The organism is Mycetocola sp. (assembly GCF_025464835.1).
In the GTDB taxonomy this organism is placed as follows: domain Bacteria; phylum Actinomycetota; class Actinomycetes; order Actinomycetales; family Microbacteriaceae; genus Mycetocola_A.
On the sequence record NZ_JAODMP010000007.1, the window covers coordinates 20,951 to 40,286 of the forward strand.

The 19,336-nt window shown below is 65.5% G+C and carries 17 protein-coding genes; 11 read left to right on the forward strand and 6 right to left on the reverse strand.

Annotated elements, in window-relative coordinates; all coding sequences use genetic code 11:
- Nucleotides 1–2: 2 nt before the first annotated feature.
- Nucleotides 3–1,508, reverse strand: coding sequence for a leucyl aminopeptidase (locus tag JWP90_RS00830; protein WP_297358598.1), 1,506 nt, complete (start codon nt 1,506–1,508; stop codon nt 3–5).
- Between the two features lie 102 nt (nt 1,509–1,610).
- Between JWP90_RS00830 and JWP90_RS00835 the strand changes: the two genes are divergently transcribed.
- The 5 genes from JWP90_RS00835 to JWP90_RS00855 all read left to right on the forward strand — a co-directional run bounded on the left by JWP90_RS00835 (nt 1,611) and on the right by JWP90_RS00855 (nt 7,592).
- The gene (locus tag JWP90_RS00835; RefSeq protein WP_297358599.1) at nt 1,611–2,549 is read left to right on the forward strand and encodes a proteasome assembly chaperone family protein; all 939 of its coding nucleotides are present in this window, start codon (nt 1,611–1,613) and stop codon (nt 2,547–2,549) included.
- A 140-nt stretch (nt 2,550–2,689) separates the two neighbouring features.
- Nucleotides 2,690–4,009: a nitrate/nitrite transporter gene (locus JWP90_RS00840; protein ID WP_297358601.1), complete on the forward strand. Its 1,320-nt coding sequence runs from the start codon at nt 2,690–2,692 to the stop codon at nt 4,007–4,009.
- 202 nt (nt 4,010–4,211) lie between these two features.
- Nucleotides 4,212–5,582, forward strand: coding sequence for an RNA polymerase sigma factor (locus JWP90_RS00845; protein WP_297358604.1), 1,371 nt, complete (start codon nt 4,212–4,214; stop codon nt 5,580–5,582).
- Nucleotides 5,575–6,873, forward strand: coding sequence for a Mur ligase family protein (locus tag JWP90_RS00850; RefSeq protein WP_297358607.1), 1,299 nt, complete (start codon nt 5,575–5,577; stop codon nt 6,871–6,873). The genes JWP90_RS00845 and JWP90_RS00850 overlap by 8 nt, the downstream gene beginning before the upstream one ends.
- A complete protein-coding gene (locus JWP90_RS00855) occupies nt 6,870–7,592 on the forward strand; it encodes a cobyric acid synthase (RefSeq protein ID WP_297358609.1) in 723 nt (240 codons plus the stop codon). Before JWP90_RS00850 ends, JWP90_RS00855 begins: the two co-directional genes overlap by 4 nt.
- 53 nt (nt 7,593–7,645) lie before the next feature.
- Here the strand turns inward: JWP90_RS00855 and JWP90_RS00860 are convergent, their stop codons facing one another.
- Entirely contained in the window at nt 7,646–8,701 is a 1,056-nt protein-coding gene (locus JWP90_RS00860; protein WP_297358657.1) for a DNA polymerase IV, read from the reverse strand.
- 246 nt (nt 8,702–8,947) lie between these two features.
- Nucleotides 8,948–9,190, reverse strand: a complete 243-nt coding sequence (locus JWP90_RS00865) for a hypothetical protein (RefSeq protein WP_297358611.1) — start codon at nt 9,188–9,190, stop codon at nt 8,948–8,950.
- 163 nt (nt 9,191–9,353) lie between these two features.
- Between JWP90_RS00865 and JWP90_RS00870 the strand changes: the two genes are divergently transcribed.
- Nucleotides 9,354–11,444, forward strand: a complete 2,091-nt coding sequence (locus JWP90_RS00870; protein WP_297358660.1) for a DNA topoisomerase IV subunit B — start codon at nt 9,354–9,356, stop codon at nt 11,442–11,444.
- 129 nt (nt 11,445–11,573) lie between these two features.
- Here the strand turns inward: JWP90_RS00870 and JWP90_RS00875 are convergent, their stop codons facing one another.
- Complete coding sequence (locus JWP90_RS00875; protein ID WP_297358613.1) at nt 11,574–14,045, reverse strand: DNA topoisomerase IV subunit A; 2,472 nt, start codon at nt 14,043–14,045, stop codon at nt 11,574–11,576.
- A gap of 75 nt (nt 14,046–14,120) precedes the next feature.
- Here JWP90_RS00875 and JWP90_RS00880 point away from each other — a divergent pair, with 75 nt between their 5' ends.
- Nucleotides 14,121–15,260, forward strand: a complete 1,140-nt coding sequence (locus JWP90_RS00880; RefSeq protein WP_297358615.1) for an alkaline phosphatase family protein — start codon at nt 14,121–14,123, stop codon at nt 15,258–15,260.
- Between the two features lie 79 nt (nt 15,261–15,339).
- Here JWP90_RS00880 and sepH read toward each other — a convergent pair whose 3' ends face one another.
- A complete protein-coding gene (sepH, locus tag JWP90_RS00885) occupies nt 15,340–16,368 on the reverse strand; it encodes a septation protein SepH (RefSeq protein WP_297358617.1) in 1,029 nt (342 codons plus the stop codon).
- A gap of 200 nt (nt 16,369–16,568) precedes the next feature.
- Here sepH and JWP90_RS00890 point away from each other — a divergent pair, with 200 nt between their 5' ends.
- Nucleotides 16,569–16,862 (forward strand): DUF4193 domain-containing protein, encoded by a 294-nt coding sequence (locus tag JWP90_RS00890; RefSeq protein WP_297358619.1) that lies wholly within the window; start codon nt 16,569–16,571, stop codon nt 16,860–16,862.
- On the opposite strand, the gene JWP90_RS00895 is transcribed toward JWP90_RS00890, so the two are convergent.
- Nucleotides 16,859–17,323 (reverse strand): DUF3093 domain-containing protein, encoded by a 465-nt coding sequence (locus JWP90_RS00895; protein WP_297358621.1) that lies wholly within the window; start codon nt 17,321–17,323, stop codon nt 16,859–16,861. The two genes, JWP90_RS00890 and JWP90_RS00895, sit on opposite strands and share 4 nt — an antisense overlap.
- A 38-nt stretch (nt 17,324–17,361) precedes the next feature.
- Here JWP90_RS00895 and dut point away from each other — a divergent pair, with 38 nt between their 5' ends.
- The 3 genes from dut to JWP90_RS00910 are packed head-to-tail and all read left to right on the forward strand — an operon-like array spanning nt 17,362 to nt 19,292.
- Nucleotides 17,362–17,820 carry a dUTP diphosphatase gene (gene dut / locus JWP90_RS00900; RefSeq protein WP_297358623.1) on the forward strand — a complete coding sequence of 153 codons (459 nt, stop codon included), beginning with the start codon at nt 17,362–17,364 and terminating at the stop codon, nt 17,818–17,820.
- Entirely contained in the window at nt 17,817–18,551 is a 735-nt protein-coding gene (locus JWP90_RS00905) for a DUF3710 domain-containing protein (protein ID WP_297358625.1), read from the forward strand. Before dut ends, JWP90_RS00905 begins: the two co-directional genes overlap by 4 nt.
- A gap of 9 nt (nt 18,552–18,560) precedes the next feature.
- Nucleotides 18,561–19,292, forward strand: a complete 732-nt coding sequence (locus tag JWP90_RS00910) for a DUF3159 domain-containing protein (protein ID WP_297358627.1) — start codon at nt 18,561–18,563, stop codon at nt 19,290–19,292.
- Nucleotides 19,293–19,336 lie beyond the last annotated feature (44 nt).

Genomic DNA, 19,336 nt, shown 5'->3' on the forward strand with positions numbered 1-19,336 from the left:
TACTACGGGCGACCAAACTCTTCGGCCACCTTGACCAGGGTGCGGACGCCGACGCCGCTCGGGCCGCCTGCGGTGAAACCGAAGGGAGCGTCCGGGTTGTTGGCGGGGCCGGCGATGTCGAGGTGAGCCCACGGAATGGCGGGGGCGTCGTCGGCGTCGCTCCGTGGGCCGATGAACTCCTTCAGGAAAACGCCGGCGACGAGCATGCCCCCTGCGGTGTTGCCGACTTTCGCGTTGGCAAGGTCCGCGACATCCGAGCGAAGCAGCGCGCGGGTCTCAACCGGGAACGGCATGGGCCACATCGGTTCGCCGACGGATCGTGCTGACGCGAGAACATCGGCCGTGAAGTCTTCGTCTCCCATCACGCCGGTGAACCGTTTACCGAGAGCGACAACGGCAGCACCGGTGAGCGTGGCGATGTCGATGATCGCGTCCGGGTGCTCCTCGCTCGCGGCGACGAGGCCGTCGGCCATGACAAGCCGGCCTTCGGCGTCGGTGTTGGTGACTTCGACCGTGCGACCCCCCTTGATCCGGAGCACGTCATTCGGGCGGATCGCTGTCCCTGACGGCATGTTCTCGGCGATGCACAACCAGGCGGTGAGCCGGACCGGCAGCGTCAGCCGCGCCGCGGCGACGATCACGCCGAGAACGGATGCGGCCCCGGTCATGTCGTACTTCATCCCCACCATCGATGCGGCAGGCTTCAGCGACAACCCACCGGTGTCGAAGGTGATGCCCTTCCCGACGAGGGCGAGGTGCTTCGCGGCGCCCTCCGGCGAGTAGGCGAGCTTCACGAGCCGGGGGCCGCGGCTGGAGCCCTGCCCGACGCCGAGGATGCCGCCGAAACCGTCGGCGGCGAGAGCGTCCTCGTCCCACGTGGTCACGTCGATCGGGAGCCCGGCAACGGCGTCCGCCGCCGCCTCGGCGAGGGCCGCCGGGTACAGGTCTCCCGGGGGAGTGTTGACGAGGTCCTTGACCTGCGCCACAGCGTCGGCGACGATCCCTGCGCGTTCGACGACGGCGTCGAACGCGTTCTCCTCGCCAGCGTTTTCGCCCAGGTGCACGGTGACTGCGGCCACTCCGGGCTTCGCGGAATTCAGGGAGGTGTTGCGGTAGGCGGTGAAGGTGTAACCACCGAGGGCCGCGCCCTCGAGAATCGCTTCCACGTCATCGGCGGATGCGGTGGGGAAGGCGAAAGCGACGGTGCCTGAGCCCGCGAGCTGCCGCACGGCCGACCCGGCCGCGTTCCGTAGGCTGTCGGTGCCGGCATCCGATCCGAGTCCGATGATCGCGATGCTTCCCGCCGATCCGACGGAGGCCGGGATCCGCACCAGCTGGTCGGCGGCGCCGGTGACGCCGATCGCGTCGAAGACCTCGCCGATGGCTGAGAATCCGTCGCCCGCGTGGAGAACAGCCGATGAACCGGACCTCAGCGCCCCGAGCACGAGAACGTCAGCGTTGGAGTCGATGGCAGCGGACGAAGACACGGAAAGCGCGGGAACAGACATGCCTCTCATGGTAGACGTTTGGCCGGAGGGGCTCCCGGCCGTGTTCGCTCTGCGCGTCGCGTGGCAGCTCGGGGTCCCCGGGTCGCCGATTAGAGTAGAAGCATGAGTTATCCCGGCGAACTTTTCGAGCTGACGGCTGCGGCATCCGACGTGCCGGACGGGCTCGATCTCGTCGTCGCGCTCACCGGTTTCTCGGATGCCGGTGGCGCAGCCGGGCAGTTCAACGACTATTCGCGCGGCGCTTTCGAGAGCGAACCGGTAGCGATTTTCGATAACGATCTGCTGCTGGATTACCGCGCACGTCGGCCGATCATCTACTTCGACCAGGACCACCTCACCGAGTACACGCCGCCGAGGCTCCAGGTGTCCCTTGCGTATGACGACCTCCACCACCCCTTCCTGTTGCTGACCGGTTACGAGCCGGACTTCCTCTGGGAGCGCTTCGTGAGGGATGTCCTCGGTCTGATCGACCGGTTCCGGGTTGCGCGCACGACCTGGGTTCACGCGATCCCGATGCCGGTGCCGCACACCAGGCCCATCGGGGTCACCGTGAGCGGGACGCGGACAGAGCTGATCGAGTCGATGAGCGCGTGGCGACCGCACACCCAGGTGCCTTCCAACGTGCTCCACCTTCTCGAGTACCGTCTGACCGAGCGGGGCTCTGGAGTCGCCGGCTTCGCCCTCCTCATCCCGCACTACCTAGCAGACACCGAATTCCCGACTGCGGCCATAGCGGCTATCGACAGCATCAGCGCGGCGACCGGGCTCATCCTTCCCACCGATGAGCTGCGGGAGGAAGGGCGGGAGTTCGTCTCCCGCATCGACGAGCAGGTCGGGGGAAATGAGGAGCTGAAGAGGCTCGTCGGCACGCTCGAGGAGCGGTACGACACCTACATGGAGGGCAGCTCGTTGCGGTCGCCGCTCATGGATTCAGACGGCACGCTCCCATCAGCGGACGAAATCGCTGCCGAACTCGAGAAGTTCCTCGCGGGTCGCAAGGGCCCGGATGAGAAGCGCCCACCGGCCGACTCTGCCGAGTAGGCGGGACCTCAGCGCTGCGTTCCCTCGACCGAGTCGAGGGCGTCCGAGCGGGGAGCGAAGCTTCGAGGGATGCGGGCGATGCAGGTATCCACGCGCTCCGATCAATCGGCCAGCTTTTCTCGCTGCCCTAGGCTGGGAGAATGAACTCCGCGAAATCCTGGCTCGTCTTCTGGGTCGGGGTCCTCGCCTACATCGCTGCGGTGATGCAGCGTTCGACTCTCGGCGTTGCGGGCGTGTCTGCGGTGGAACGGTTCGACGCCGGCGCGTCTGCTTTGTCGGCGCTGGCCGTCCTGCAGCTCGTCGTCTACGCGGCGATGCAGGTTCCCGTCGGGGTACTCATCGACCGGCTCGGCCCGCGGGTCCTGATCACCGCCGGACTGTCCCTCCTTGTCGCCGGGCAGGTCGTTCTTGCCTTCTCGCCGTCGATCTCCGTGGCGGTGATGGGCCGCATCCTCGTCGGGGCCGGTGACGCGGCGATCTTCGTCTCCGTGATGCGCCTCGTCAGCTCCTGGTTCTCGGGCCCCATCGTTCCGCAGCTCTCGCAGTGGATGGGAAACCTCGGGCAGGCCGGTCAGATCCTCTCGGCGATTCCCTTCGCCTGGCTCCTGCACGCGCTCGGATGGACCCCCGCGTTTCTCGCCGCGGCATCTTTCGTCGCCCTCACCCTGGTCCTCGGTCTCGCGGTCATCCGCGACCGGCCCGCAGAGTCGACGGAGTCCGGGCGGGCGGAGAGCTTCCGGGAAGCGCTGCAATCCTTGAAGACCAGCTTCAGCCGGCCGGGCACACAGTTGGGGTTCTGGTCGCACTATGTGACGCAGTCATCGGGCACCGTGTTCTCGCTGCTGTGGGGATACCCGTTCATGGTCTACGGCCTCGGCCTGTCCGAACCGATGGCGGCGTCCATGCTGCTCGTGATCGTGGCATCCGGGGTTCTCATCGGCCCGCTGCTCGGCCTGCTCTCAGCGCGATACCCGTACCGGCGGAGCAATCTCGTCCTCGGGATCGTCATCGCGATCGGGTGCGCCTGGACGGCGTTGCTGCTCTGGCCGGGGACCCCGCCGTTCTGGCTGCTCATCGTCCTGCTGGTGGTGCTCGGGGCAGGAGGCCCTGGGTCTCTCATCGGTTTCGATTTCGCCCGCACCTTCAATCCGGCGCGCGTCCTCGGGTCAGCGAATGGCGTGGTGAACGTCGGCGGCTTCCTGGCCAGCTTCGTCATGATGTTCCTCATCGGGCTGATCCTCGACTCGCAGTCCGCCACAGGCGCGTCACCGGGGGAGTTGTACCGGCTGGAGTCCTTCCGGCTCGGGTTCCTCGTCCAGTACCTCGTCATCGGCTTCGGTGTGGTGATGCTGATCCTCGCGCGCCGGCGCACCCGGAGACGTATCGTCGAAGAAGAGGGAATACAGGTCGGGCCCCTGTGGGTCGCTGCTCTTGAGGCGATTCGTCGCCGCCGCGGGTGACGGCGATCACGGGGTGGCTCGTTCTCACAGCAAAGCGTGACATAATGTGGACTAAGGACCCGTTCAAGTCCGTGCTGGTCGTGTCTTCTGACGCGTGCTCAGCGCCAGGGCTTGACATGGGTCTTAGTAATGTCCGAAAACAATCTGGGCCCATGAGCGGGTGTCCGTGAGAAACACGCTCCCGGGACTGAAAGGTGCTCCTATGGCCAGCAAGGCCGCACAAACTTCGGCAACGGAAGAAAAGACGACGGCAACGAAGGCCGCAACAGACAAGACGGTCGCGGAGACAGCTCCCGCGACGACCGCAGCCAAGACCCAGGCGCCCGCGAAGAAGGCGCCTGCGAAGGCCACGACCACAAAGGCCCCCACGGCAGCTGCCCTGAAGAAAGCTGAGGCTGCTCTAGCTGCCGAGGCAGCCGGCGTGGCCCCGAAGGTGGCGACGGCAAAGGCCGGCCCCGCCAAGCGTGGGCCTGCCAAGAAGAAGGCAGAGGAACCTGAAGAGGTGCACGTCGATCAGACGGACGCCGAACGGGAAGAAGCCGAAGAAGCCCGGAAGAAGAAAGCGGAAGAGGCTGAAGCGCTCCCGCAGGGTGCGCTCGTCCTCTCACTCGTCGACGACGAGGACGAAGTACCCGTCTACTCGTCAGCCATTACCGGTGCCACAGCAGACCCCGTGAAGGACTATCTCAAGCAGATCGGTAAGGTCGCGCTCCTGAACGCGGCCGAAGAGGTCGAGCTCGCGATGAGGATCGAAGCCGGACTGTTCGCCGAGGACAAGCTGTCGCAGATGGACGACACCGAGAAGCGCACGCAGCTCGGTCGTGAACTCCAGTGGGTGGCCAAGGACGGAGCCCGTGCCAAGAGCCACCTGCTCGGTGCGAACCTCCGGCTCGTCGTTTCGCTCGCGAAGCGCTACACCGGCCGCGGCATGCAGTTCCTCGACCTGATCCAGGAGGGAAACCTGGGCCTCATCCGTGCGGTCGAGAAGTTCGACTACACCAAGGGCTTCAAGTTTTCCACCTACGCGACCTGGTGGATCCGCCAGGCGATCACCCGCGCCATGGCCGACCAGGCGCGCACGATCCGTATCCCCGTGCACATGGTCGAAGTCATCAACAAGCTCGCCAGGGTTCAGCGGCAGATGCTGCAGGATCTCGGCCGTGAGCCCACGCCTGAGGAACTCAGCCGGGAACTCGATATGACCCCTGAGAAGGTCATCGAAGTGCAGAAGTACGGCCGTGAGCCGATCTCGCTGCACACCCCCCTCGGTGAAGACGGAGACAGCGAATTCGGTGACCTGATCGAAGACACCGAGGCTGTCGTTCCTGCAGACGCTGTCGGGTTCACCATGCTGCAGAAGCAGCTGGAGAGCCTGCTCGACTCGCTCAGCGAGCGTGAAGCCGGCGTCATCCGGATGCGCTTCGGCCTCGGTGACGGCATGCCCAAGACCCTCGACCAGATCGGCGACACGTTCGGCGTGACCCGCGAACGCATCCGCCAGATCGAATCGAAGACGATGGCCAAGCTGCGCCACCCGTCCCGGTCGCAGTCGCTGCGGGACTACCTTGAGTAAACCGACCGGCCTGCACTATGTCCTTCCGATCCTCGCCGGCCGCCTGACGCGCTTCGCAACGCGTCTGCGCGGTGGGGGGAGTGCGCTGCCCGGAGTGGTGGTACAGAAGCTCGCTCCGAACGTGATGAGGGATGTTGCCTCTCAGTTGCCGTACGGCGTGGTTTTCGTCCTCGGCTCGAACGGCAAGTCCACAACCACGAACCTTCTCTCGGCGGTCATGCGCGAGCACGGGCTGAAAGTGTTCACCAACCCGTCTGGCGCGAACATGCCCCAGGGCATCGCGTCAGCGATGCTCGCCGAGACGTCGCTGACCGGCCGCATGGACGCTGACATCGCCATCCTCGAGATCGATGAGGGTTACGGTGCGGTGATCGCCCGGCAGCTGAAGCCGCAGACAGCTGTGATCCTCAACCTTCTCGTCGACCAGATCTATCGGTTCGGCGAGCCGGACAAGGTGGCTCAGATGTTCCGCGGGATCGCCGCTGAGATCGGCTCCTCGATCGTCCTCAACCGGGACGACAACTTCCTCAGCACTCTCGGAAGCGAACTCGAGGCAGAAGGCCGTCTGGCTGTCGAGTACTTCGGGGTGACCGCGGAGGTCCAGGCGTCAGCGCCCCACGGGCAGGTTTCAGCTCGGGACTTCTCTGGCGCTCCCGCAGCGACAGCCGTCCGTCACGCCGTCGCCGAGGTCGTCCACGCCGTCGGCTACGACGCGAAGATCTCCTTCGCAGGAACCGTCCACGATGTGCGCATGCCGTCACGCGGCATCCATTACGCCGTCGACATCGCTGCCGCGTTCACCCTCGCCGCTCGCAACCTGGGGGAGCGCTTCGACATCGCGAAGGCGATCTCCGCGGTGCAGACGACCAAGACCGTCTACGGCCGTGGTGAGATCCTCCAGGTGAACGGCGTGGAGGTCGAGATTCTCATGCTGAAGAACCTCGCCAGCCTGCAGCTCAACCTCGACTACCTGCAGCAGACCCCGGATTCGGTGCTGTTCGCCTACGACGAGTCCAGCAAGGACCCGTCCTGGTTGTACGCTGCCGACCTCAGCCGGCTCAACCACGTCGACGTCATCTCCGGCCCCAAGGGAGCGTTCGTGGCCCTTCGCCTGGCGTACGAGGGCAAGAACTTCGGCGTCATCGAGCCGGACATCACCAAGGCAGTACAACGGATGCTGGACGGTCCGAAGCCGGAGAGCGGGCGTCACACGTTCTTCCTCGACTACGACCAGATGATGGCCACCCGCCGTTACCTGGGCTACAAAGACCTGGAAGCGGGTGCCGCATGAGTATTCGTGTTCTGGAGCTGTATCCTCACGACCTCTCGCTCAACGGCGACGTCGGCAACCGCACTGCGCTCGTGCGCCGCATGCGGCTTGCCGGTATCGACGTGGAGGAGCTCAGCTACTCGCCCGGTGAAGAGCTTCCGGAGTCGGCGGACATCGTCCTTATCGGCACCGGCACGTCCAGTGCCGTGCGATCGATCGCCGCGGACGTGGCACGCATCGCGCCGACACTCCGCTCCTGGTCGGAGGCCGGGGTTGTAATCGTTGCGGCCGGAGCCGGTTTCCACCTGCTCTCCACGTCGCTCAGGCTGAGCGCAACCGAGGTCTTCCCAGGCGCCGGCGTGTTCGCCGGTTCCGTCGACAGCAGCTCGAAACGAGTCATCACCGAGGCTTTCGCGGTCGACAGCGAATTCGGGCTGCTCATCGGCACAGAGAATCACACCGCGCTGTACACCGGCCGCCCGGACCAGAGGGCCCTCGGTCGGGTCCGCAACGGTTTCGGCAACGGTGACGGCACGGAAGGCGCCAGGGTGCACAACAGCATCGGCACCCATTGCCATGGGCCGTTCCTCGTGCTGAACCCGGTGGTTGCTGACTCCCTGATCGAGGCGGCCGCACAGCGCGCCGGCATCGACTACCGACCGGGACCCCAGCACGCGGATCTCGACGGGGTCGTCGACTTGGCCCGGTCCATCCTCCTCGCAAAGGTGCCATCGGCCTGATCCGGCCTCAGCATCACGAAACCGCCGTCCGATCGGGCGGCGGTTTCGTCGTTTTACCAGCCGCTGCGCGTCGGCGTGTGCCGGTCGCGCGCGCCATCCGGCAGAGACATCTCCGCTCGAAAGCCGAGGAGCCGGACCGGGCGGCCGGCCTCGATCCTGCCGACCAGGTCCAATGCGCGCCAGAGCACGGCCTGACGGTCCGCGGTCTCGGGGATCTTCTTCGTGTAGCTCCTGGTGACGAACGGCGCGTAACGCACTTTAAGGGTCACACCAACCACTGGGCGTGCCTCGGCTTCGACATCCTGCAGCACGCGCTCGACCAGCTCGCGCACTGCTGCCTCCACCTCGGCCGGTGTCCTGAGGTCCTGCTGATAGGTCGTCTCCCGGCTGTGTCCGCGAGCCAGCCATGGTGTGTCGTCGACGACGCGCGCTCCCTCGCCCCGCGCGAGCGAGCGGTACCACGGGCCCATTCTCGGGCCGAACTCCGCGACCAGGGTCTCGGTATCTGCCGCGGCAAGCTCGGCGACGGTCGTGATAGCGTGCCCCGAGAGGCGGCGGGACACCTTCGACCCGACGCCCCACAGGTCGATGGTCGGCCGGTTCCCCATCACGTCCAGCCAATTGGCGGCTGTCAGCCGGAAGACGCCGCGCGGTTTGCCGAATCCTGTGGCGACCTTCGCCCGAACGAGTGTGTCGCCGATGCCCACGCTGCAGTGCAGCCGGGTGCGTTCCAATACCGCTCGCTGCAGGTTTCGCGCGTACGTCTCGGGGTCTGCGCTGTCGATCCCGAGGAATGCCTCGTCCCAGCCCAGCACCTGCACGGTTGCTCCCGGCTGTTCCCGGAGGGTCGCCATGACCTCGTGCGATGCCGCCGTGTACGCCTCCGCGTCCACCGGGAGGATTACGGCATCCGGTACCTTGCGGGCAGCGATCCGCAGCGGCATCCCAGAACCCACACCGAATGAGCGCGCCTCGTATGAAGCGGTGGAGACGACGGCGCGCTCGGCGAGATCGCCCCGCCCGCCCACGATCACCGGTTTGCCGGCCAGCTCAGGGTGCCGCAGCACTTCGACAGCCGCGATGAACTGGTCGAGGTCGACGTGCAACACCCACGGAGTGAGCCCAGAATCCACGGGACCAGTCTGTCCGCCGCCCGTATTTTTGCATAGGCCGGCGCATGGGCGTACCGCCTCAAAGTCCGGTCGTGAAACTTCAAAGGCATTCGGGCGAACACAAGGGCGCCCCGGAAGCGTCGGGGCAACGACGGGGCCCTCTCAGCACACCAGAGGACACGAAAAACCGCCGCCCGAAAATCGGGCGGCGGTTCTCTCGTCCTGGGGCTCAGCCCGGCGAAATCAGCGCGGGTCGTTGAGGAGTCGGCTGGATTCGTCGTGCCAGCTGTGTGCGATTGCCGACAGCTTCTCCTGATATTTCTTTCCGTGGTGGGCGCAGAACAGCAATTCGCCGCTCTTCACAACTACCCGGATGTACGCCTGTGCGCCGCAACTGTCGCAACGGTCTGCCGCGGTCAGCTGTGGCTCAAGGGTGTCGACGCTACCGTTTCCGACTCGTCCGGTACCGTGTTCTCCTGTTGACATGAGCTCCTCCTGACCTTGGTGTTCGAGCATGTGCTGTCACCCAATGAAACCACGCATGGCCGGATATCTTCCCATCGTGTCGCCTATTTCGCTCTGCGCGTACGGTCAGGGCACCAAATCGTGTCACTTCCGGGCTCACAGGGCCAGATCGGTAGGCTTGAACATTGTGAGTTCCGATTATTCCGCCCGCCATCTTTCCGTCCTCGAAGGCCTCGAGGCGGTCCGCAAACGCCCCGGAATGTACATCGGCTCGACAGACTCACGTGGACTCATGCACTGCCTGTGGGAGATCATCGACAACTCCGTCGATGAGGCTCTCGGCGGCCACGGCGATCACATCAACGTCGTTCTCCACGAGGACGGCAGCGTCGAAGTGCGCGACCGTGCCCGAGGCATTCCCGTCGACATCGAACCGAAGACCGGCCTGAGCGGGGTCGAAGTCGTGTTCACCAAACTTCACGCCGGCGGAAAGTTCGGCTCCGGTTCGTACGCGGCATCCGGTGGACTTCACGGAGTGGGGGCTTCCGTCGTCAACGCGCTCAGCGAGAGACTCGACGTGGAGGTCGATCGCGACGGCAAAACCTGGGCTATGTCCTTCCACCGTGGCGAACCCGGCGTTTTCACAGACATCGGAGAGCCGAGCCCGGACGCTCCGTTCACGCCGTTCGAGTTCGGCAGTGAACTGCGGGTCGTCGGCAAGGTGAAGAAGGGGGTGACCGGCTCCCGCGTCCGTTATTGGGCGGATCGCCAGATCTTCACCAAGGGCGCCACCTTCCAGATGGACGACCTCGTCGCCCGCGCCCGTCAGACGGCGTTCCTCATCCCCGGTCTCGGTCTCACGATCGAGGACAAACGCTCGGGTGAGACAGCCGATGCCGACACCCACCTTTTCCAGTACGAGGGCGGCATCTCCGAATTCGTAGAGCATCTCGCCACAGACACGCCGGTCACCGACATCTGGCGGCTCACCGGCAGTGGCACGTTCACTGAAACCGTTCCCGTGCTCAGCGAGAGCGGGGCAATGCTCGCCACGGAACTCGAAAGGACCTGCGAGGTCGACATCGCCCTCCGCTGGGGCACCGGCTACGACACTGTCTCGAAAAGCTTCGTCAACATCATCGCCACACCCAAAGGAGGAACACACCAGCTCGGGTTCGAGCAGGCTCTGCTCAAGTTCCTCAGGCAGCAGGTGGAGCAGAACGCCCGCCGGTTGAAGGCGGGATCGGACAAGCTTGAGAAGGACGACGTACTCGCCGGGCTCACCGCGGTACTCACCGTGCGTCTTCCTGAGCCGCAGTTCGAAGGACAGACCAAGGAGGTCCTCGGCACGCCCGCTGCGCGCAGCATCGTCGCGAGCGTGGTGACCTCCGCGCTGAAGGAACGGTTCGCGTCGGCGAAGCGAGACGACAAGTCCCAGACGGCACTCGTGCTCGACAAAGTCGTGTCCGAGATGAAGTCGCGCATCTCCGCGCGCGCCCACAAGGAGACCCAGCGACGCAAGAACGCGCTCGAGAGCTCTTCGTTGCCCGCGAAACTCGTCGACTGCCGCAGCAACGATGTGGCCAACAGTGAGCTCATGATCGTTGAGGGTGACTCGGCGCTCGGCACGGCGAAGAACGCTCGCGACAGCGAATTCCAGGCGTTGCTCCCGATCCGCGGGAAGATCCTCAACGTCCAGAAGGCATCCGTCTCCGACATGCTGTCGAACGCGGAGTGCGCCGCGATCATCCAGGTGATCGGAGCGGGCTCCGGCCGCAGCTTCGACATCTCGACGGCGCGCTACGGCAAGGTCATCATCATGAGCGACGCCGACGTCGACGGCGCCCACATCCGAACCCTGCTCTTGACGCTGTTCTTCCGCTACATGCGGCCGATGATCACCGAAGGCCGGGTCTTCGCTGCGGTGCCACCGCTGCACCGCGTGGTTGTGATGAACAACGGGTCCAAGGCCAACGAGACGATCTACACGTACTCCGAGCAGGAGCTGCACGCGCTGCTCGCGAAGCTCAAGAAGACGAACAAGCGATACAAAGAGCCGATCCAGCGTTACAAGGGACTCGGTGAAATGGATGCCGACCAGCTCGCGACGACGACGATGGACCGCAGGCACCGCACCCTCCGACGGGTGCAGATGCACGACGCGGAACAGGCTGCGCAGGTCTTCGAACTTCTCATGGGCAACGATGTGGCGCCGCGCAAGGAGTTCATCGTCGAAAGCTCCGACCGGTTGAACCGGGACCGCATCGACGCCTGAGCCACGCGGTGGGCCTCCGCGGCGAATACACCCACTCTGGACGTACTCACCAAGTGCGCGGGGTGTTTCCGGCCGGAGTAGGTGAATCGGCGGCCGGCATCCGCGACGGATGACGCGCGCGCCCGCGCGTCAGGCGGTAACGATCTCGCTTCCGATCGACCCGATCACGGAGTCAATGGCGGTTCCGGACCCGTCGCGCCTCGCACCGGCATCCGGAAGCGTCCGTGCCGACCCGTCCGCTCCGACCGCATGTGCAGGCGCGGGTCCTGCCCAGGCGAGCGAGAGGCCGTCTTCGCCCTTGAGGAAGGAGTGGCACCTGACACCCCCTGTTGCTCGGCCCTTCGCGGGGAACTCGGAGAAGAACGACACCTTGACCCTGCCTGGGTCGGTCCCGGGGATCGTGGCCGACGACACCGAGACCGTCGCGACGACGTTCTCGGCATCGGGGTCGAGCGCACCGAAGAAGACGATGTGAGCATCGGATGGCAGGTTCATTCCGGCGACGCCACCGGCAGGGCGACCCTGAGGCCTGACTCCCGATGCCGGGAAGTGAAGCAACTGGGCCGCGGAGCTGATGAACACCAGCTCGGCGGTGTCGGGCGCTTGCGTCGCGCCGACGACTTCATCCGACGGTTTCAGACCGATCAGTTCGAAGTCGGGCTTGTTCGGCCAATCGCCGGGCGTGACCCGTTTGACCACTCCCAGTCTCGTGCCGAGCGAGATCGGCGTCGTGCTGTCGAGCGACACGAGCGCGAGGATCCGTTCCGCCTTGTTCGGCAGGGCGAGGTAGTCCGCGATCCTCACCCCAGCAGCGAGTTGGAGAGAGTTGGAGGGGACGACGGGGAGGTCAACGGCTGTGAAACGGATCAGCCGGCCCCGCGACGTGACCGCGCCGATCTCGGCTCTGGATGTCGTGTCGAGGAACGACCGGACGGCGTCGTGCTTGCTGCGCCGACGGGTGCGCGCCGGCGCCGGCGGCTCTTCGCTGTCGACGAGGTCGACCCGGACCGCACGGCCCGTCGTGCTGAGGAACACCCGGCACGCGGTGTCTGCGACCTCCAGCTGGGCCGCCTGGCGCTTGGACGCGGCGGTAGCGATGCTCGGCCTGGCTTCGGTGAGGAGAGTGCGACGCGGCGTACCGAACCGCTCGGCGACATCCGCCAGTTCGTCAGCAACCTGCTTGCGGATGAGAGCCTGGCTCCCGAGGAGACGTTCGAGTTCGGCGATCTCCTGAAGAAGCTTCTCGCGCTCGGCCTCGAGTTCGATCCGTGAGAACCGGGTCAGGCGGCGAAGCCGCAACTCGAGGATGTATTCGGCCTGGAGCACGGACAGATCGAAGACCTCGACCAGCCGGGTCCTGGCCTGGTCGGTGTCGTCGCTCGCTCGGATGACCTGGATCACTTCGTCGATGTCGAGGATGGCGATGAGCATGCCTTCGACGAGGTGCAGGCGTTCCTTGCGCCGTGCAAGACGGAACGCAGACCGGCGGGTGACGACATCGATGCGGTGATCGATGTAGACCTGCAACAGTTCGCGCAGGCCAAGCGTCTGCGGGCCGCCGCCGACGAGCGCGACGTTGTTGATGCTGAAGCCGTCTTCGAGTGGAGTGTAGCGGTAGAGCTGCTCGAGGACCGCCTGCGGGCTGAAACCGGTTTTGATTCCGATGACGAGCCTGAGCCCGTGCTTGCGGTCGGTGAGGTCGGTGACATCCGAAATGCCGCTGAGCTTCTTGCTCGTGACCCCGTCCTTGATTTTCTCGATGACCCGCTCAGGACCGACGAGGTAGGGCAGTTCGGTGACGACGAGGCCGTTCTTGCGCGCCGAGAGACTCTCGATGCTCACCTTGGCGCGAGTCTTGAAGCTGCCGCGCCCGGTGGCGTAGGCGTCCTTGATCCCGTCGAGGCCGACGATGGTTCCGCCGGTGGGAAGGTCCGGACCCGGCACGTACTCCATCAGGTCGTCGAGGGTGGCATCCGGGTGGGAAAGCAGGTGTCTCGCGGCACCGACCACCTCGATCAGGTTGTGTGGCGCCATGTTCGTCGCCATGCCAACGGCGATACCGCTCGCGCCGTTGACGAGGAGATTCGGGAACGCCGCGGGGAGGACCTCGGGCTGCGTCAGCTGGTTGTCGTAGTTGGGAACGAAGTCGACGACGTCCTCGTCGAGTCCCTCGGTCATCGCAAGAGCTGACGCGTCCAGCCGGGCTTCGGTGTACCTCGCTGCAGCGGGTCCGTCGTCGAGTGATCCGAAGTTGCCGTGGCCGTCGATGAGCGGAACGCGCAGCGTGAACGGTTGCGCGAGCCGAACGAGGGTGTCGTAGATGGCTGAGTCACCGTGCGGGTGCAGCTTGCCCATCACCTCACCGACGACCCGCGCGGATTTCACGTGACCGCGCTCGGGGCGAAGACCCATCTCGGACATCATGTACAGGATGCGGCGCTGCACCGGTTTCAGCCCGTCACGGGCGTCGGGGAGCGCCCGTGAGTAGATCACCGAGTAGGCGTACTCCAGGAACGACCCTTGCATTTCAACGGATACGTCGACATCTTCGATGCGTTCGGTGAAGTCATCGGCAGGGGGTGGAGTTTGTGTGCGGGGCATCCGGGATTTTCTAGGGATTGGGTCAGGGGTCCTGGCGATCGGCGGCCGCGTCGCGGTTATGCCAGAATTGCCCGGATGGCCACCATGCTACCCACCGAAAAAGCCGGAGCCCGAAGCCTTGCCGATGTTCTGCCAAATTCGGCACGCGCGCTGGCAGCGGAACCGAACGATCTGGACCTCCCTCCCGTGCGTTCCGCCGTTGTTGTCGTCGTCGACGGTCTCGGCCGGTCGCAATTGGCGGCCCGGGCAGGTCACGCCCGGTTCCTGGCCGCTCGACCGCGCGAAGCGATCACCTCGGTCTTCCCCACGACGACCGCTGCAGCCCTCACGACGTTGACCACGGGCGCCATGCCCGGTCAGCATGGCCTGGTCGGGTACCGCACCCTTGACGCCTCCAACGACCGGCTGGTGAACCAGCTCACCGGGTGGGACGACGCGATGATCCCGGAAGTGTGGCAGCGGGAGACGACTGTCTTCGAGAAAGCCGCGACCGGCGGCATCCGGAGCTTCGCCGTTGGTCCGTCGAAATTCCGAACGTCGGGGTTCACCCGCGCGGTGCTGCGGGGTGCAGAATACCGCGGCGCCAACACCATCACCGAGCGATTCGCCGAAGCCTCTCGGATTCTGGCGAGCGGTGAACCGTCGCTTGTCTACCTGTACATTCCCGAGCTCGACAAAGCGTCGCACTCGTATGGTTGGGAATCCCCGCAATGGCTCAGCGGCCTCGAGGCCGTCGATGCCGAACTGCAGGCGTTCCTGAAGGTCGTTCCGCCGCGGGTCGGTGTGCTCGTCACCGCCGATCACGGTTCGGTCGACGTGCCGCATCGGGCGCATGTGCTGTTCGACCAGGCGCCGGAACTCATCGATGGCGTCAGGCACGTCGGCGGCGAACCCCGGTGCCTGCACCTCTACCTCGAGCCGGGAGCGACGGATGCCGATCGCCTCGCCCTCGCGACACTCTGGGAGCAGAGCGAGGGGGAGCGTGCCTGGGTTGCGCCCCGGCAGGAAGCGATCGCCGCCGGGCTCTTCGGAGACGTGCATCCGGATGTGCTCCCGCGTATCGGCGACGTTCTCGTTGCCGCCCGCAAACGCATCGTCTACTACGACTCGCGACCCGTCGACCAGGCGGCACGGAACATGATCGGGCAGCACGGGTCGCTCACCGCGGATGAACGGATCGTGCCGCTCGTCCGGCTCGGAGCGTTCGAGCTCTGAGCGTACTGCCGGCCCCCTGTGTCGCCGGCAGCGCCTATTCGCCACGGGTGACCGTCAGGGCCCGGTGGTCGAACCGCCTCTAGTCGTCGTCAGACTTGGCGCCGAAAACGATCTCGTCCCATGAGGGCATCGCAGTGCGCCCGCGCTTGGGGCGGGCGGACGCGCTCGGGATCACCGGGGGAGTCGGTGGCTCACCGGGCCGCTGGCTGTCGATGTCGAGAGGCACATCGGCGGGGCGGGGGGAGGGTCGGGCAGAGCTGTCATCGACCGGGCGGTGCGCTGATTCACGCTCGCCACGGCGCTTGCGCAGCGCTTCGAGCAGATCCGCCGTCTGATTGGACTGGCCGTTGCCGTCCTCTGAGCGGTTGATCGCCGCCGCAGCTGCGGCCTTCGATGAGGACTGTGGTCTCGCCGCGATCTCGATGTGAGGGGAGAGGTCACCGCTGTCTTCAGACGCACGGAAGTTGAAGGCTCCGCTGTCGAACCGGCTGTCATCTGGGTGGGCGTCCTCGCGATCAACCGCTCGCAGGCGCGGGATGAGAGCCGTCGGGAGTTCGCCCTGCTTCGACAGGGTCACCGCTTCGCTGTTGAGCGGGGCGAGCGCCTGCCTCTTCGGCTCGAAGCTCCAGCGCGCATCGTGCTCGATGTTCGACGCCGAGAACGACAGCTTCACGGTCCAGCCACCGCTGGCTTCCTTCCAGCTCGTCCACCGCTCGTCGCTGGCACCGAGCGATTCGAGCCTGGCGCGGATAGCTGCCCCGAAGGTCGAGTCGTCCTCGTCGGACGACGGCTCGATGGCCGTCAGGACCTGGACGCTCAGCGCGGCGCCGACGATGTGCTCACGCTCAGCGAGCACTGGACCCTCGAACCGTTGGATGTAATCAAGGTCAGCGCCGGTCAGGGTGGCGACCTCTTCGGCCGACATTCCCGAACGGATGTGGGCCTGGACCTCGCGCGGGCTCAGCTTGGGGCCGCTCGTGGGCTCCTGACGGCTGCGGCGCACGTGCGACTGGAGCACGTCGTCGATGAGGAGACGGAAGCGCTCCCCACTTTCGGTGGCCGCGATGAGCGCGCCGTCCTCGACACCAATGACTTTCAAGTCGTGCATGATCAACTGCCTTTCAGGCTGTGATTTGTTCCTCAAATGGTGCCACGGCTTACCCGTTTCTTTGGGAATACCGTGGGCGTGCCGCGGGTTCAGGTTTGCGGAAGTGCATGCGAACCGGTTCCGGTTTGCTATTCCCCCCGAAAACGTGCAAACTATCGCCGCCGACAGCGATCGGACGACAACATAAGAAGTGGATGGACATGGCAACGGACTACGACGCCCCCCGCAAGACCGACGATGATTCAGAGTCGATCGAGGCCCTCAAGGAGCGCGTGCCAGACAAACTGTCTGGATCCGTCGACGCCGAAGACGCCGACAACCCCGGCGGTTTCGACCTCCCTGGAGCAGATCTTTCCGACCTCGATCTCGACGTCGTGGTTCTTCCGCCCCAGGCGGATGAATTCACCTGCGTGAACTGCTTCCTCGTGAAGCACCGCTCGCAGATCGACCACGAGTCCAAGCTCGGACCGATCTGCGCGGAGTGCGCCGCCTAAAGACTTTCTCTGGCAGCTGCTGGCCGTCGCGATCCTTCGATCGCGGCGGCCAGTTCTCGTGGTCGGCGAGTGGAGATCAGCCAGTAAGGCGTAGGGTCGGCAGGGTCGTGGAGCGGCACGGTGACGACGGGGTCGATGGACCCGCGGATCAGCAGCCACGCCCGTGCATCGAGACGTTGCCCGCGCTCAAGGGCGGCTTCTTCCCCGGTGAAGACCTGAGGCTTTCCGAGCAGATCCAACGAGACTCGCGCGCGACCGGCGCGAAGCATCCGATCGTCCACCTCGATGGTGGGTGCGCCAAGCAGGAACAGCGCGACACAGCCGCCGTACAGGAGGATCGCCGTCACAATGCCGGCGGGCATCGAGATGGGGGCGAGCACCAGCATGCTCGCCGGGATCACAAGGGCCGAGGCGATGAGAAGCCAGGGTGCAGGCCATAAACGTTCGCTATATCGGGTCATGGGCTCTTCCATTCAGACTTCTGCACTACCCTCGACACGTGATCGAAAGCGTTGACGTACTCATTATCGCCCCGGAACTGCCGGTGTACTCGCACCCCGGCGACGCAGGTGCTGACCTGAAATCGACGGATGCCGTGACCCTGGCACCCGGCGAACGGGCAGTGATCGGCACGGGCGTCTCGATCGCCCTCCCGGACGGCTATGTCGCCTTCATCGTGCCGCGCTCGGGCCTCGCAGCGAAACACGGCATCACCGTGGTAAACGCTCCAGGCACCGTCGACGCGGGGTACCGCGGCGAGATCAAGGTAACTCTCCTCAACACCGACCAGTCGAACGCGTACACGATCGAACCGGGCGACCGGATCGCGCAAATGATCGTGCAGCCGGTCAGCCGGGCGCGTTTCGTGCCGGTCGACACGCTCCCGGGCAGCCTCCGCGGCGATGGTGGCTTCGGCTCCACCGGGTACAACACTTCAGGAACAGGACCCCAGGAATGATCAGGAAGAACAAGCAGAAGGACATCGACACCACCGAGACGGCGGTCGACGCGGACGTCGACGCCACCGTCGAGAACACCGTCGGCGAAAACGCCACAGGCACAGATGCTGAGCTGGAGGCCATCGACGCGGACGTCGAGGATGCAGGCACCGACCTGTCGAAGGCTGCACCGAGTGACCGCAGCACCGAAGGACCGCTGGACGAGGCCGAGGCGAATTCGGTCCGTCCGTACATCGACCTCGGCGGCGTGAAGATTCTCCCGCGTGAAGGTTTGAACCTGCGCCTCGAGGTTGAGGAAAGCACCAAGCGCATCGTCGCCGTCGGCCTCGACTACGCCGGTTCGACCCTACAGATCCAGCCCTTCGCCGCACCGAGGAGCACCGGGCTGTGGAACGAGACGCGGGTGCAGATTCAGGAACAGATCGCCAAGCAGGGCGGAACAGTCACCGAACGCGACGGGGTCTTCGGCCCGGAGCTCGTGGCCGAAGTTCCCGTCGTCCAGGGATCGAACGGGGCAGCGGGCATGCGCATCGCCCGGTTCGTCGGCGTCGACGGTCCACGCTGGTTCCTCCGCGGCGTCATCGCCGGCGAAGGAGCAACCGACCCGGATGCCGCAGCCAAAGTCGAAGACCTCTTCCGCAGCATCGTCGTCGTCCGTGGTTCGGCTCCGATGCCGCCTCGCGACCTGATTCCGCTCAGGATGCCTGCGTCAGCTACGCCTGCGACCTGAGCCTGATCGATGACCAGCAACTCCCCGGACGATCGCAAGGGCGGCTCCGAGCCCGACGCCGCTGCCACGATTGCGGCAGCGCTCGGCAACGCGGCCGCCAGATCCGGGCTCGGCGCGCTTGCCCAGGCGGACAAGCCCAACGGCAGAGTCCTGCTGGAGGCGATGGGCGGCATCCGTGGGATCGTCGAAGCCATCGTGCCCGGTCTGCTCTTTCTCGTCGTCTACACGCTGACGCAGAATCTCCCGCTCTCGCTCGGCATCTCGGTCGGTGTGGCGGCGATCTTCACCGTACTGCGCCTCGTGCAGCGCACACCCGTGTCCTCTGCCCTCGGCGGACTCGTCGCAGCGGGCGCCTCGGCGGTGCTCGCACTGATGACCAACCGGCCTGAGGACAACTTCGTGCTCGGCTTCGTCACGAACGGCGCGTACGCCGCGGCCCTGCTCATCTCTGTCGCGGTCCGCTGGCCGCTCATCGGGCTGATCGCCGGCTACCTGATGAACGAGGGCACGGCCTGGCGGCGCATAGCGGTCAAACGACGGGTCTTCGCTGTCCTCACGCTGTGCTGGGCAGGCATGTTCCTCCTCCGGCTCGGCGTGCAGCTTCCGCTCTACCTCGCCGGCAACGTCGAATGGCTTGCCGCGACGAAGCTGATCATGGGGATCCCGCTCTACGCGCCCCTGCTGATCGTCACCTGGCTGGTCGTCCGCGCGGTGTACCGGAGATTGCCCGCCGCCTCCTGATAGAGTTATCTCGACATCAAGATAAATAGGGTCGATGGTCAGAA

What these genes read in the sequence shown, in the direction of transcription:
- JWP90_RS00830 (WP_297358598.1), bottom strand. Translation starts at nt 1,508, where the DNA reads ATGTCTGTTCCCGCGCTTTCCGTGTCTTCGTCCGCTGCCATCGACTCC.
- JWP90_RS00835 (WP_297358599.1), top strand. Translation starts at nt 1,611, where the DNA reads ATGAGTTATCCCGGCGAACTTTTCGAGCTGACGGCTGCGGCATCCGAC.
- JWP90_RS00840 (WP_297358601.1), top strand. Translation starts at nt 2,690, where the DNA reads ATGAACTCCGCGAAATCCTGGCTCGTCTTCTGGGTCGGGGTCCTCGCC.
- JWP90_RS00845 (WP_297358604.1), top strand. Translation starts at nt 4,212, where the DNA reads ATGGCCAGCAAGGCCGCACAAACTTCGGCAACGGAAGAAAAGACGACG.
- JWP90_RS00855 (WP_297358609.1), top strand. Translation starts at nt 6,870, where the DNA reads ATGAGTATTCGTGTTCTGGAGCTGTATCCTCACGACCTCTCGCTCAAC.
- JWP90_RS00865 (WP_297358611.1), bottom strand. Translation starts at nt 9,190, where the DNA reads ATGTCAACAGGAGAACACGGTACCGGACGAGTCGGAAACGGTAGCGTC.
- JWP90_RS00875 (WP_297358613.1), bottom strand. Translation starts at nt 14,045, where the DNA reads ATGCCCCGCACACAAACTCCACCCCCTGCCGATGACTTCACCGAACGC.
- JWP90_RS00880 (WP_297358615.1), top strand. Translation starts at nt 14,121, where the DNA reads ATGGCCACCATGCTACCCACCGAAAAAGCCGGAGCCCGAAGCCTTGCC.
- sepH (WP_297358617.1), bottom strand. Translation starts at nt 16,368, where the DNA reads ATGCACGACTTGAAAGTCATTGGTGTCGAGGACGGCGCGCTCATCGCG.
- JWP90_RS00890 (WP_297358619.1), top strand. Translation starts at nt 16,569, where the DNA reads ATGGCAACGGACTACGACGCCCCCCGCAAGACCGACGATGATTCAGAG.
- JWP90_RS00895 (WP_297358621.1), bottom strand. Translation starts at nt 17,323, where the DNA reads ATGACCCGATATAGCGAACGTTTATGGCCTGCACCCTGGCTTCTCATC.
- JWP90_RS00905 (WP_297358625.1), top strand. Translation starts at nt 17,817, where the DNA reads ATGATCAGGAAGAACAAGCAGAAGGACATCGACACCACCGAGACGGCG.
- JWP90_RS00910 (WP_297358627.1), top strand. Translation starts at nt 18,561, where the DNA reads ATGACCAGCAACTCCCCGGACGATCGCAAGGGCGGCTCCGAGCCCGAC.